General features: G+C 53.3%; 9 protein-coding genes. 3 read left to right on the top strand and 6 right to left on the bottom strand.

Annotation, left to right across the window (positions count from 1 at the left end; genetic code table 11):
• Positions 1–95: 95 nt before the first annotated feature.
• The 4 genes from MFFC18_RS15750 to MFFC18_RS15735 form a co-directional block, all read right to left on the bottom strand.
• Positions 96–1,634 (bottom strand): HlyD family type I secretion periplasmic adaptor subunit, encoded by a 1,539-nt coding sequence (locus MFFC18_RS15750; RefSeq protein WP_075082057.1) that lies wholly within the window; start codon positions 1,632–1,634, stop codon positions 96–98.
• Complete coding sequence (locus MFFC18_RS15745; RefSeq protein ID WP_202907478.1) at positions 1,607–3,976, bottom strand: peptidase domain-containing ABC transporter; 2,370 nt, start codon at positions 3,974–3,976, stop codon at positions 1,607–1,609. The genes MFFC18_RS15750 and MFFC18_RS15745 overlap by 28 nt, the downstream gene beginning before the upstream one ends.
• A 372-nt stretch (positions 3,977–4,348) precedes the next feature.
• Positions 4,349–8,224 carry a M10 family metallopeptidase gene (locus MFFC18_RS15740; protein WP_075082059.1) on the bottom strand — a complete coding sequence of 1,292 codons (3,876 nt, stop codon included), beginning with the start codon at positions 8,222–8,224 and terminating at the stop codon, positions 4,349–4,351.
• Between the two features lie 131 nt (positions 8,225–8,355).
• The gene (locus MFFC18_RS15735; RefSeq protein ID WP_148618905.1) at positions 8,356–8,667 is read right to left on the bottom strand and encodes a hypothetical protein; all 312 of its coding nucleotides are present in this window, start codon (positions 8,665–8,667) and stop codon (positions 8,356–8,358) included.
• Positions 8,668–8,932: 265 nt separating this feature from the next.
• Between MFFC18_RS15735 and MFFC18_RS15730 the strand changes: the two genes are divergently transcribed.
• Both MFFC18_RS15730 and MFFC18_RS15725 read left to right on the top strand, forming a co-directional pair.
• Positions 8,933–9,454, top strand: coding sequence for a TIGR03546 family protein (locus tag MFFC18_RS15730; protein ID WP_075082061.1), 522 nt, complete (start codon positions 8,933–8,935; stop codon positions 9,452–9,454).
• A 31-nt stretch (positions 9,455–9,485) separates the two neighbouring features.
• Positions 9,486–11,294 carry a hypothetical protein gene (locus MFFC18_RS15725; RefSeq protein ID WP_075082062.1) on the top strand — a complete coding sequence of 603 codons (1,809 nt, stop codon included), beginning with the start codon at positions 9,486–9,488 and terminating at the stop codon, positions 11,292–11,294.
• Between the two features lie 279 nt (positions 11,295–11,573).
• On the opposite strand, the gene MFFC18_RS15720 is transcribed toward MFFC18_RS15725, so the two are convergent.
• A complete protein-coding gene (locus tag MFFC18_RS15720) occupies positions 11,574–11,819 on the bottom strand; it encodes a BON domain-containing protein (protein ID WP_148618904.1) in 246 nt (81 codons plus the stop codon).
• Positions 11,820–12,193: 374 nt separating this feature from the next.
• Between MFFC18_RS15720 and MFFC18_RS15715 the strand changes: the two genes are divergently transcribed.
• Positions 12,194–13,129: a sugar phosphate isomerase/epimerase family protein gene (locus tag MFFC18_RS15715; RefSeq protein WP_075082065.1), complete on the top strand. Its 936-nt coding sequence runs from the start codon at positions 12,194–12,196 to the stop codon at positions 13,127–13,129.
• 102 nt (positions 13,130–13,231) lie between these two features.
• Here MFFC18_RS15715 and MFFC18_RS15710 read toward each other — a convergent pair whose 3' ends face one another.
• The gene (locus MFFC18_RS15710; RefSeq protein ID WP_075082066.1) at positions 13,232–14,461 is read right to left on the bottom strand and encodes a class I SAM-dependent methyltransferase; all 1,230 of its coding nucleotides are present in this window, start codon (positions 14,459–14,461) and stop codon (positions 13,232–13,234) included.
• Between the last annotated feature and the right edge of the window lie 68 nt (positions 14,462–14,529).

Genomic DNA, 14,529 nt, shown 5'->3' with positions numbered 1-14,529 from the left:
ACTTGGTAGTGGCTGCGGCGTCTCGCCGCAGTATTTCTGGTATTAACTGCGGCGAGACGCCGCAGCCACAAGGTTTTGAAACTGCCTCTCGTCATTTACGGTTCGCGGGCGGCTTCGTCCATGTAGCGAAGCAGCGGATAGAGGAAGTACTGAACGACTCGTTGCTTGCCGACTTTGATCTCGGCGGTCACCGTCATGCCAGGCATCAAACGAAACGACTTACCTACGTTATTTAATGTGCCAGGATCGATCAGTTCGACTCGGGTGCGGTACATCGTGGCGGCTTCAGGATTGATCAACGCCGCGTTTTTGTCTTTTTCGAATGAGCCTTCGCTGATTTTCCGCACGACACCATCAATCGTTCCGTGTTTTTGATAGGGAAAAGAAGCCAGCTTGATTCGGACCTGGCTGCCTTTGGGGAGCGTGCTGTTGGCGAACTGTTCCCGTGTCCCTTCCCGGATCAAGGAGATGTCTTTGCCCGGAACCTCGACTTCGGCTTCGTAAAGTCCTTCGAGCGGAACCAGTCGAAATACTGGTTCGCCAGGCCGCGAAACGGACCCAACAGAAACGTCTGCCACTTCCAGTACAAAGAATTCCTTTTGCGGCAGGTCGCTGGGGACTTTCAGTTCAACCTGTGAGTTCGTGTGTTGAACTTTGGCCAATTCCTGTTCGGCGTCTTTACGTTGCTGTGTTGATTCAGCCAGCTGCACAATCATTTCAGCCTGCCACGTCGCTTCGTAAGCCTCGCTTTGCGCTTTGATCGCGTCGATCTCTTTTGCGAACTCTTCGCGGCGACCGATTGCTGCACGAAGCGTTTTCTGCGCGGTGCCCATCTGGAGTGCAATTCCGTCAAGATCCTGCTGTGAGCGGGCTCCCTTTTCAACCAGTCGTTCTGTTTTCTGCTTGATGCTGTCGTATCGGGCGACGGCCTGCCGGTCGAGATCGATCTGAGTCTCGTTGTTGGCCAGTTGGACATTGAACTTTCGTATGTTGGCTTCGAACTCACGAATCTTCGCAACGTACTCCGCTTTGCGACGAACGAAAACGGATCGCTCCATCGCAAAGTTCGGGTCGGTTTGGGCCTGCGGTGGGTTGAACTCCAGTCCATCCCGTTCAGCATTCAATCTTGCGATCAACGCGTCGAGCGATTCGATTCGTCCTCGCAACTGTTTCAGATCAGCTTCCGGATAAGTCGGGTCAAGCGTGGCCAGAACCTGTCCTGCGACAACACGATCGCCAAACTCGACATTCATCGCTCGAATCTGCGAGGCGACAGAGGTGTCGATGACAACAGGAGGATCAACCGTGATCAGCTTGCCTTGAGCAGTGACGATTTTGTCGACCTCTGCCCAGCACGCCCACGCAACCGTCGCGAGCATCAACGCAACGACGGTATAGAGCGTCAGCGGAGCGCCGAAAGGTACAGAACGCGTTTCAATTTCAACCGCGTCGGGCTGAAACTCGGTCAGTAGACGGTCCTGATTGCGGCGCTGCCGAACGGCCTCGGTACGCGTATTTTCACGACGTATCTGACGTTGCTCGCGGACAGAAAGTCCCTGGTCCTGATTGTCTTCGGTGGTCACATCATCCGGCGTTGCCGATTGATCTACCCCCGACCCGTTTGTTGATACCATAATTCCTGGTAGACCTTGCAAGACTGCAGCAGTTGTTGATGGGTCCCGATCATGTCGATCCGGCCCCGTTCCATAACGATAATTTGGTCGCAATCGGTGAGCGTTGTCAGACGATGTGAAACGACGACCACGGTGCGACCCTTTGCGATCCGTTTCAAGTTTCGCTGGATGATCGCTTCGCTTTCCGGATCCAGAGCACTCGTTGCTTCGTCGAAGATCAGGATTTTTGGTTCCTTGAGAAGCGCCCTCGCGATTGCCAGTCGCTGCTTCTGCCCGCCGGACAGATTCGACCCGTTCTCTTCAAGCATTGTATCGTAGGACTGCGGCATACGCTCGATGAATTCAGCGGCGCCAGCAAGCCTTGCGACGTAAACGACTTCCTGAAAGCTTGCATTCGTTTTGGCCATCGCGATGTTGTCGCGAATCGAACCACGGAACAGGAAATTGTCTTGCAGCACGACGCCGATGTTCTGACGAACGTGTGAGATATCCAGCTCTCGCATGTCCAGTTTGTCGATTCGGATGATCCCGGACTGAGGTTGATGCATGCCCTGGATCATGCGCGTCAGCGTTGTTTTCCCGGAGCCACTTCGCCCCACGATGCCGGTGATTTTGCCACGTGGGATATCGAACGAGACGTCTTCGAGAGCCGGTGCAGCAGTTGGATCATATCGGAACGTGACGCCTTCGAACTGCATTTCTCCATCAATCATCGGACGCAATCCGCGGCCAATTCCAGGCTCTTCGTCCCGGTTCATGACAGTCCCCAGCATTCGCACCGAGAGAGCACATTGCTGATAGGAGTGGACCAGCGAAACCAGTTGAACCAGCGGGCCAGTCACGCGGCCAGAGATCATTTGGAAGGCGACCAGTTCACCGACCGAGAGTTCTTTGCCAAGTACGAGGCTGGCTCCAAACCAGACGACGGTCACGGTAAGCAGTTTTTCCAGCAGCTTGGAGATCGTGGTCGCAGCGATCGAAATCTTGCCAACGCGAAAGTGCATTGCTACAGCCTGAGCTGAGCTGTCGTCCCAGTGCTTTCGCTGCACAGGCTCCATGCTGAGAGCTTTGACAGTTTGAATTCCGTGAATCGTTTCGACCAACATCGCCTGACGTTCGCCTTCGGCGTGATACAGTGCTTCCAGCCGAGTCCGATAGGGGATCAGCAGGACTCCGATGTTCACGCCCAGCAATGCCGCGAAGATCAAAACGACGATCGTCAACGGAACGCTGTAGTACAGCAGGATCGGAATGAAGATAATCAGAGCGGTCGAATCGAGCAGTGTCAGGAAAAGACTTCCGGTCAAAAACTCGCGAATTTGACTGGTCTGCTGCATGTGTTTCGTGAGCACACCCGCGGTGATGTGTTCGAAGAAGTTCAGCGGCAATCGCATCAGATGGCCGAATGTTCGCGTCGCGACCCGGACGTCAATTTTGCTGGTTGCGTAGAGCAACAGGTAACTGCGCAGGTATCCAAGGATGGCATCGAAGATCAACGCAATGCAAATTCCGACGGTCAGAACCTGCAGCGTTGCCTGAGCATAGTTGACCAGAACTTTGTCGATCACGATTTGGAAGTACAGCGGTACGACCAGAGCAATCAGGTGAATGAAGATCGCGGCCAGTCCGACGTTGAAGAATGAACGCCATTCACGGATGACTTCGGGGATAAACCACCGAAGGCTAAATTTCTGATTCTGTTTGAGCAGCGAAGTTTTCTTCTTCGCCAGGATGACTTCGCCTTTCCACGATTTCTCAAATTTTTCCTGCGAAAGAAAAATGAATCCTTCGTCGCCGGCGAGTGGATCGAAAACAGCGATCTGTTTGACCGTGTCTCCTGCCTCGTCCGATTCTCGCATGCCAACGGCAATAACATAGTTGCCGTTCTCGAGGCGAATCATCACCGGAAACGCCTGGTCGAGCTTGCAAAGCTGTTTCCATGTCAGGCGCGAGTGTCTGATCTTTAGCCCGGTGTCCTTGCCGATTCTGAGTACACGTTTGAGACTCGGTTCATCGAACTCCAGCGAGTAATCGTGAATCAGTCGATCAGCACTAACATCAATTCCGTGATGACGTGCGACCAAAGCAAGGCACTGAAGGGATGTGTGTTTTCCGCGAGGATCGCGTTCCTGTGGTTCCGCTGAGGACTGAGGTTGGGAGCTGTTTTCGCTTTGATTCCTGTCTTGGTTGTCGAACCGTGACGACGTGGATTCCGCGCGGTTGCTCTCAGCAGCGGGTTGGGGTTCAGGACTGCCGCCGCCAGACTCAGCCATGATGCGATCCAGCTCTTCGGCAGAGAATTTCTTCTCTTGAGAATTGGGGTCGTTGTTAGGCTGATTCATGATGAGGTCGTTTTTCGCTGGAACAATGTCGGGAATTGTACGTTCCAGTTATGGGGTGACCGGAACAAATGCGAATTTTGATCAACGGTTCGTGAACCCATCGGCGACGTTACAACCGGGGCAAACCATTCAAACTGCACTTCACGAGTTCCAAAGTCGGCCAACGTGGTCTCAAACGGATTGGATCGACCAGGGAGTTGAGTCGGGCTGAGTATTTGGAAGGATAACTCAAAGCGTTCTATTGCAAGACGCCGACTGCCAAATCCGTAGATCGCAATTCGAATCCTCCAGATCGCTCGTTCGATTCAGTGACAGCGCACAAAAAAAGCCCACGTCGAAATGACATGGGCTTAGACAGTTCTTGCGTTCGCGTTAGACCGGAGTTGCGATTTTCCCGAAATCTCCATCGACATTGGTAGCCTGGAATCGTTGGCCAAGCGTGCCGGCCTGAGTCCAGATAGAAATCAGGTCAATGTCGTCGCCTACCTGCTGGTCAGCTCCACCGGTGGTTGCGGGCGGACCGTACAGAGCCAGTGTTTCGACCTGGCTGGCCAACTCGTGGAAGTTCTGGATCACGATTGAACCTTGAGCCTCTTCGCGATTCAGAGTCAGGTCAATTCGCAACGTGTTGCCAAGGCGACGGAAAATCATGTCGTCCTCAAGAAGGTCGAGATCGCCGGTGCGAACATGCAACTCGATTCGGTCACGCTCACGAGTCAACACATCTGCATTCACATTGCGGTCGACATCGACGATCGTATCGCGTCCATCTCCAAGATTCCAGATATAGGTGTCCGCTCCGTCTCCGCCGCGTAGGACATCGTTGCCACCGCGACCGATCAGGGTGTCAAGACCATCGTTCGTAATCAGAGTGTTCGACGTTTCGTTTCCGCCAACGTAGTCACTTCCCGAACCAGTACGAGCATTCTCGATAATGACTCCATATGGAATCAGCACGCTGTTTTCGTATGCTGTGAACGTTGGGTTGCCATCAATGTCAGTTCCCTGCTTCTCCAGCGTCGAACGCTGGCCTTCTCGCAAGTCGACAGTCGTGGCGATCGTGTGCCGCGTCAGATTCAACGTGTCAATGCCACCGGTATCGTAGATCGCCTGTTGATGGGCGTCGTTAAAACGGTAATGGTTGTTCTCAGGGTTGAAAGATTCACGTGCACCATAAAGCCGTTGCAGCTCCTGAATGTCGTAGAGCATTAGTGATGACGGCTGCTCAGGATACGGACCATCAAAGGTGCTGTTACCGTTGAAGTGCTCGTAAGCCATGACCGTGTTGTAGTCGAAGTTGTTGAAAATCGACAACGAAGGCTGACCTTCGAACGGATGCTTGAATCCAAGTGCGTGACCAACTTCATGGATGACCGTAAAGTTGAAGGCAGTTCCCAGTCCTTGAACCGTGAGTGGCTCAAAAGTTACCGGATCGAACAGAGTCGAATCCCAGCCTGGTTGTGTCCAGTCAAACCAGATGTCGCCAAAGAGGTTGCCCATGCCAGAGCCATCAGCCGGTAAGTAGGCATAGGCTGCAGCACCCGCCGGGCAATCAAACGCACCCCAGGAACCAAACGTGATTTGAGCGTCCGAAGCCGTACCGTCATAAGGGACTTCGCGGAAGTTGATATTCGCGTATTGCTGTATGCCTTCCAGCATGATCCGGGTCTCTTCACGCTGTGGTTGGTTCCACGCAAGCGTCGCCAGAGATTCTGGAGCGAAGAATGGATCGCAAGTACCTCCAGCAGGAATATACGATGGCAGCAAAGGCCGTTGCGGCACGGCTCGCGTCCCGCTTTTGTCCTGATTACCACTGTCGATAAACGTGTAGGTAATCTCCATGATTTCATCACCGGTGAAATTCAGGAACTGAGTTCCGGAAGTCAGAGAATCCGCACCGATTGGATCCGTGTTGACATTGAACCGGGTCCATTCAGTTGACAGTCCAACCGAGTTCGTTCCGCGAACAAGCATGCCATCGATTTGACGACCAAAGTCAGCTTCCGCACCCTTGAATACCAGTCGGTCAAATTGGGCAGCGGTCAACGTATGGACAATTCCCTGTTGGAGATCGACTCCATCCAGTTCGATGCGACCGGAACGGGTGTCCGTGTTCTCATCGTAAACCTGATACTCGACCAAGGGTGGACCCGAGTCGGTTTGCGTAATGAAGTTGCCAATCGGAATACGCTCAATCGTGTCGACAGAAAAGTCGTTTTCCAGCGCTGTCAAAACCGGATTGGCGACCGCTTCGATTTCCGCCGTGTCCAAAACACTGCGAAAGCGACCATCGTCAACCGTAACACGGTAAAGCTCCGAGTCGCTGCGATTTGCAACGTGGTATCGAACCTCACCGCTGGTGATCAAGTCGTAATCGATTGGAATCCATTCGCCCGCGTTTTGACGTACACCGTTGATCGAGAAATAGCCGCTGTCGGCGGTTGTTCCCGTATCAAAGATGCGAACTTCCTTGATCGTTGTTGGCGGAACACCATCCGCATCGGTCCAGGAGAACATTGATGCAAAGTCAATCACGCTGCCGACCCGTGAATCAACATCGAAAGCAGTCACGACAGGAGCATTTGCATTCTGCAAAGTCGAAATTTCAAAGAAAGTAGGATCGCTGAGCACGCCGCCAACGATTGACTGAAGACGAATGCTCTCTGATTGAGGCCCGTAGGCACCGCCAACGTATTTCAGGTCAACAATTTCAGCGGCGGTGACTTCGACAAACTGGCCCGAAGGAAGTCGAGTTCCCTGAAATTCGAAATAGCCACCGTTTGCGTTTGTCTTGATGTCCGTCAGGCGGAACGCTTCGGCGGAAGCACCGCTGCTGTTGCTGCCGCTAACCAGTGGAGCCACATCGATTGAGTAGGCCTCCAGAACAGATGCGTCGATTCCGACTGCTGTTGGACGGGCGTCGGTCAGGATGGCAAGATCGACTGGCTGCGACCAGCCGCCATCGTCAAGTGCCTGGATGCCGATGAATTCAGCGTCGGGGCCAAACGTTGCTCCTACATATTGCAACTGACTCAGTTCGCTGGCCGCAACAAAGAACCACTGGGCCGAAGGCATTCTCTCGCCTTTGAATTGCCAGTAGCCGCCGTTCGCATTGGAACGTCGGTCTACGAAATAATAGCTCTTGATCTCGTCGTCTTGAGGGGCCGTCGTGTCGTCCGGGTCGTAAGCATTGAACAAACGAGTCGCGTCGACGACTTCGTTCGTCAGAACCGCGGTCTTGTTGGTGGCTTCGATCACAACAGGAGTCGTCGTACGAATCTGATAGTCGACGGTTTGGCTGAGCGCCGAATTGTTGTCGAGCACCTGAATTCCAATGTTTTCAAACTTAGGACCGGCAGGAGCACCGACATACATCAGGTTCGCGAACTGAGTTGGTGTCAGGGAGTGGAACGTGGCGGACGCCAGACGCGAGCCATTAAGTTCGAGGTAGCCGCTGTCGGCGTTGTCACGACGATCAACGACGTAGTAGCGAATGATCTGATCGTTATCAGCGTCGGTGACAGTAACGGTGTCACTCACCAGGATGCGACGGTTCTCAAGAACATTGACGTCGTCGGCTGGTGTGACGACTGGACGCGAATTGCCCGTGACGACACGACCTGCTGAAACAGCGCTGCGAAGACCATCGTCCACGGTCACGCTGAAAGATTCAGCGTTCTTGACGCTGCCACCCTCATAACGAACACGCTGGGCTTCCTGAGCCGTAACGGTGTGCCATACGTTCGCGTCGAATGCTTCGCCGTCAAGAATGAATCGACCGGAGCTCGATGCGGCACCGTTGTCACGGAAACGGTACTCAACGATCGGGTCCGACTCGAGGTCAGAAACGCGAATCATCGACAGGAACGAAATCTGTCCGGCGATCGGAACGACCGAAGGCAACGCCACGACCGTCGGCGCCGTGTTACCAACGCGGATCGTATTGGTCGAAACGGGGCTGAAGCCCGTACCGTCCGATGCAGTGACGGTGAACGTTTCGCCTCCTACGAAAAATCCCGCGCGATACGTTGTATTCGGGAGGTCGATTGCATCGATCGTCAAATCGACGCCTTCCAATTGGAGCACGCCATTGATGAAGAACTGGCCAACACCAAAGGTAGAATCAGATACGACGACCTGAAAAATTGGATCACCATCAGCGTCGCTGTATTCAAACATCGAGCTGAGGGCTACGGTTTCACCAAGCTGCAAGCGGGTGAAGTTTGCCGATACGACTGGGTTCGCCATGACATGTTCCAGGGTTGCTAAGAGGAATGTTGACGCCGGTCAGTTGCGAAAGTTGCGCAAACCGGCGGCGTCGGTAACTGGATTTTCAAACGCCTATTATATTTGCGTTTCGAAAAAGGAGAGCAAATTGCCTAAAAATTCGGCGATTTTGATCCGCCACCATCTGTCGTCGGTGAGCTGGCTGGCGCAACGCCATCAGCAGCACCTTCGCGTTGCTTGACAATTCCGGCATCTACAAGCTGCTTCACAAGGTTTTCCATCGCGCCGAAGCTTCGCAAAAAGCCATCTGGCGGCATGACGATGCGGCGAGTCGGTTCAAGACGCGGCTGGTTAGCGTCGTCGCCCTGTTTTCCGGTGAGAGAAACGAGGTCCATCCGTACCATTCCGCCCGCAAGCGTGATTTCGCCAATTCCGTCTGCGAAAAACTCTTCCATTCGTGCCATCAAATCTGTTCCAAAAAAAACCGTTAAAACGCTAAAACTGTTTTCCAGTCAGCGGAAACTGCTGTCAACCGGCGAAAGTAGCAGGCATCCCAATTTTCATCGGGGAGATTCCCCAAAACTGTCCAGCCAAACTGGTTTGAGACGATTGAGAGCAGCTACATAAATCGTATCGACATGGAAAAACGATTTTGTTAGTTATCCATTGAAGCAACGGATATTGTTAGCGATTGCCCTCATTTCACCTCAAACTCCCGGATTCGCAAGGATGCTTGAACGGAGCCAAAATCGGATTTCCGCAATCAACTCGCCACACGAGCTTGCCTTGGGCATCGCGTTTGGCGTGGTTATCGGACTTATGCCGAAAGATTCGGTAATCCCCTGGGCAATCGGCCTGGTCTTTCTACTCAGCCGCGCGAACTTACTTTGTGGGATTGTTGCCGTGATCGGGATGTCGATCGTCAGTCCATCGCTTGATGCGATTTCGGACAAATTGGGAATGGCCGTGCTGTCTACGGAATTCCTGCAGAGTACCTTCGCGTCGTGGACGGAAATTCCGTGGGTCGGCTGGACCCGGTTTAACAATACCGTCGTTACGGGGTCGCTCGCCCTGGGGGTCCTGATTTGCGTCCCGATTTATTGTGCCGGGCAAATCTTCTTTCGGCTGTGGGGAATCGCCATGATCGAACGAGTGATGAATACGAAACTGATTCGTGCCATCTTTGGTGAAGCCGAAGAGCCGTTGCCGGAAGGCGACAACCGAGACCCGTCGCTGATTACCGAGACCTAAAGTCCCCGCAATCGACCTCCGGTCGAGAACCATGAAACGACTCAATCAACTTATCACTCGCTTGCTGATCATCGCGCTCGTTGCGTTGGCGGCGTGGGTTGGCCGGGCACATCTCGGAAAACAGGCGCTGGTCTACCACTTGCAGTCTTACGTCGGCGCACGCGTCGATGCGCGACAGCTTCATCTCAACGCAGAGGACGCAACGGTCTTTCTGAATCAGGTCGAAGTCGCAAGTCCGCTGCACGATCGAAAGAATTTGCTGCAATTTGAGGCTGCATCACTCAAGGTGGATCTGGAAGCGTTAAAGAAGCGTCAACTTGTTATCAACGAGGGACGTCTCAGCCAGATCAAGTTCGGATCTCCCAGAACCACGTCGGGCAAGCTTGAGAGAGGACTGTTTGATCCTCCGCTTCCGTTGGTCGACGAATCGAGCACCGAAGCGACGCCACCCGCAGGCGTTCCGCAATCCTACGATCAAATTGCGGGCTATCCAGCGGCCCAAAAATGGCGAGACAGTTTGATCGTCGATGTCAGCCAAACGGCAAGCTCGGAAGTCTCGTCTTTCGAGATTGGAAAAACGCTGACCCAAAAATCACAGCTTTGGGTCGATCGATTTCGCGACCCACATAAACAGATGGCTCACGTTGAAAAGTCATTGACACTGGTCGAAGAGATTCTCTCGATGCCGGTCGATCAACTGAATCCGCTTCGGTCTGGCGACGACAAACTGAAAGACGCCGTTGCGGCCATCGACTCGTCTCGGAAAGCACTTGAAAAAGTCGGTGCGTCGATCACCGAATTCGAATCGCAATCGCAAAAAGATATCTACGATTTATCCCAGGTCCAGGTTCGCGACCGGCAAATGTTGGTCTCCAGTAGCGGTACGCAAAAGTTTGACAGCAAATTGATCAACGAATTGCTGATCGGAGACATTCAACGGAAGCTGGTCGCAAACGGACTGGACTGGTTTCAGGAGTTTCGTACGTCGCTGCCGAATCCGGAGGCTGACTTTCGACCGCTGAAGCGCGGACGCGACGTCCATTTTGCAGGGCAGGTTTCGAGGCCGAAGATTGAGATCAAGAAGCTGCAAATCGATGGAGCCGCCGAGTTCGCAAACTCTCATTTTCGATTCGCGGGAACCATCGAGAATTTGCTGGACGATCCAACCAAGAGCGAGCATCCGCTAACGTTTAACTTTCGCGCCCAGGGAGATCCTCAAGTCATCGTTTCCGGGATGGTCGACCAGTCCAGGGGCAAGAAAGTCGACTCGATTCATTTCACAGGGCATGCGATTCCGCAACCTGCATACACGCTGGGTTCAAATGAGAGCATCCAGCTTTCCATGACGGGAGACAGTCGACTGTTCGTCGACGCTGATTTAAACGCGGATGCCAACGACCAGCTTGGCGGTTCGATTACGTTCACTTTTGAGGATGTCATGCTGCATGCAGACTCAGTGCATGAATCGGCGGGCGGCGCCGGAACGGCAGCACGACTCAACGAAACGGTTAGCGGGATTCAGTCATTTCGAATCACGTCGACGCTTGGCGGGACGATCTATCAACCGACGACGACGTTTGCCAGTGATCTTGGGCCACAAGTTGCGGCTTCGTTGGAGTCCGTGTTCCGTGACGCCCAACAACTGGCGCAGAAGAAGAAGGAGCACCGTTTGAACAAGACCGTCGAAGGCGATTTGGTGCAACTGAAGTCCAGCATCACCGATGGGATTGCAAGCTTGAATGAATCGTGGCGAGCGAACTACAGCCGCCTCAATCGGCTCAGCAAACGGCTTTCGACAGCGCGAGGCCCGCAGTTGACGCGGCCTAACAAGCTGAGATAGTTGCCTGACGTTGTGGTTCTCGAACACGAAGGTTTCGTGGATCGACGGGTCAGTTTTCTTGCCGAAGCCCGATGTTGCGACGGAAAAATCCGGTGGTTTGTCAAAGCCGAGTTGACGTGGGCCATCCTGGGCACCGTTTAACAAATTGATTTTCATCTCATCAACGCGGCCAAACATGAGCGGCAAGGCGCTCACATTCACCACTCAGTGCCTAGGATTTTGTAAGCAGGTTCAGCCAGGCGTGAGGCATGGGAAAAAACTGGTCTGTCTGACGGACCACTAGCTTTCCGCAACCAGAATTTCGTCAACGAAGACCCGGACTCCTGGAACACGCTGGCAGATCGACATCGCGATCTGTTTTTCGTAGAACGAAAGCACTTCTCCGCGCACTGTCAGTTCTCCTCTCGCGGTTTCAATCTCAAGTTCTTGCAACGCAGGAAAATGCTGCCGGGCGAGAAAATCCCGGACTCGTTTCGTAATGTCTTCGTCGCGGTATGCCACCGCGAACTCCATACCCTTGCCCATTTCACACTCCTTTTTGTCCCGAAACTGAACGATCAAGCGGCTAGCGACTACCAACTTGGGCAACAGACGAACGACGGAAGATGTGGAACAAAGTTGCAGATCAGAATCGAGTTAGGCAGCGTCAGATTTACCCATACCGAACTTGGCAACAGTGTAATGCTTTTGATTCGCAAACCAAAACAAATTCCCTGCTTTATTTTTTGATAGCATCGCAGTCGCGAATAAGTTTTTGAGTTTTTGAAAGCGCCATTTGTCGTCTGTAAAACATTTTGAATCTTGTTGAGTCGAAAATGTGACCAAGGCATATTTACAACCAGTTTCAATGTCCGGATACTGTGAGCAGCCGAACTCGATTCACTCCCATGAGGCCCCCGATGCTTGAACGACTTTCTGTCAGCGAGTTTACGACACATCGTTGGAGCTTTTGTCAGGACGTAGTTCGATACGCATCAGAAGGGATCAACCAGATTGGGATCTGGCGGACCAAGATGGATGACTTTGATCGCGACGAAGCGGTCGATTTGCTCTTCGAAATGAAGATGAAAGTCTCCAGCGTTCATTGGGCCGGTGGATTTACCGGCGCGGACGGGCGCAAGTTCGTAGATGCCGTTGACGACGGAATTGGCGCCGTGCAACTGGCTGCTCAGGTTGGTGCGGATTGCCTGATTGTTCATCCTGGAGCACAAAACGGGCACACTGATCGGCACGCCAGAAGAATTTTCTGTTCGGCAATCGACAATCTTGCTCAGGCCGCAGCCGATTTTGGCACACGGATCGCGCTTGAGCCAATGCCCTATCAACCGGCCAGTCCGTGGACTTTCTATCGTCGGTTTTCCGAGTACTTGGATATTGTTTCGGCGTTTGATCCGGAACACGTTGGTTTGGCGATCGACCTGTATCACGTCGGCCATCTCGCAGAAGCTTACGACCGGATTTCCGAATACGTCGATCGGTTGGCCGTGGTACAAATCGCTGATCGCGACATCGACAAACCGCATGTATCGCGTTCGAAGGGGCGTATTGTTGAAAACCGAAGGATTCCTGGCGACGGTGGTCTGCAGATTGATCGTTGGATCGACAAACTGAATCGCCATGGATATCGCGGCGCTTACGAATTGGAAGTTCATGGCAAAGGATTCAGCCAGAACAACTATCAGTCGACGCTTGAGAATTCTCTACTCTATCTCTGTTCGCCTCGCCGTTCGTTCAACATGAATCGCAAGATTTCTGACGCCGAAAGAAAACGCCGTGACCGCCGACGCAAGAATGAGCAAAAGCAAAAAGAGCTCAACATGCAGTCTCGCTGGTAGAGCTTGCCCATCAGGTACGACGGCTGAGTAAATTTGCTTCGGGCCGACCATCGCACCAGACGCGCCGATGCTCGCCGGACGCTACAAACCGATGCTGGATCGCTATATAGGGCCTACCATGCGAGTCACCAGGATCGCCCGACGGCTTTTCTGATGACGGGTGAGAATGATGGTGATTTTCTGGTCTCCGCCCAGTTTGAGTCTGCCGACATTGTCGGCAAGCACCTGATCGACGCCCCGCTTTTTGATGATCAGGCTGCCGGCATCAAGCGATTTCAGTTTTTTCTGAATCTGCTTCAGATCGACAGGCAAAACGTCGTCGACTCGATAACCCTTCAGAATCGGCTCGACTCCTTCCAGCGGCTGCTCGCTATTCATGTAAGCAATGCCGCGGGAAAGAAACTCCAGCGAGTACTTTCCGGCAAGCTCGTCGCCCAGTCCGCCGGCCAAAACGGAAGCATGCGGTTCGTAGATGTAGGGGCCGATCGTTTCCGCATATCGCGTCGGAGGCAACGTCTTTTGTGCCGCTCCGACAGATCGGAAATGGCAACGTGCGCCGTCTCTCGCAACAACGGTTGCAACCTTGGCGTCCTCTTCGATTCCTGGACCGGCCCAAAGCACTTGCTGTTTGCACTCCCGCCATTCGCCAATCCACTCTCGTTCAACCGGGAAATCAAAGTCTTCAATTTCCGTTGCCGGCGCGACTTTGATCGCGACACGTTGCCGGTCCAGCGAGACTCGATCGAAAACACTCTGCAGCGACGGTTCGAAAAAGTCAGCCGTCGTCGTTCTGCCCTTTACGCGCCGATCAGGATCCACATGAACCGCATCGAAAGGCTCTAGGTCAAAATCCTCGAAAGAGACGGTCTCCACTTTGGCGAACTTGGCGTCGCAAGCTTTCAAATTCGCCCTCGCGAACTGTGCCGGAACTGGATCCTGTTCCACGCCGACGGTTTCGAAGTCCGGGCTGTCGGTTCGCTTCGCAAGGGAAATCAGATCTCCCCCGATGCCGCAGCAGATATCAGCAACGCGACTCGAATCCCGGAACCGTTTGGCTTTATAGGTCGCCAGCAGCGAAGAAGTCGACTGTTCGAGGCTGCGGCCGGTGAAAAACATTTCATCGGCGCTCTCAAATTTCCGTCTTCCACGGATTCGCAGTTGAGCCTGTTCCATCGCAAGTGCCGCCCGCTGTGGCGAAATGGATTTGCGCAAGAGTTTTGCGATCTTCAGCGGATTCAGGTTCTTCTCGAACAATCGCAGCGCAGTTTCGAGATATTCAGTCGCCGATTCAGAGGTCAGCCAAACAAAGTCGTTGTACGCGTCAGGATCCATGTTCCGATGTTAGCCTGCAACACGAAGATGTTCTATAATGGCACAGATAATTTTGCCTCCTTTGAAAT

This window comes from Mariniblastus fucicola (assembly GCF_008087665.1).
GTDB classification, from domain to species: Bacteria; Planctomycetota; Planctomycetia; order Pirellulales; family Pirellulaceae; genus Mariniblastus; species Mariniblastus fucicola.
Note: the sequence above shows the minus strand (reverse complement) of the source record. Positions and strands in the feature narration are given on the sequence as shown.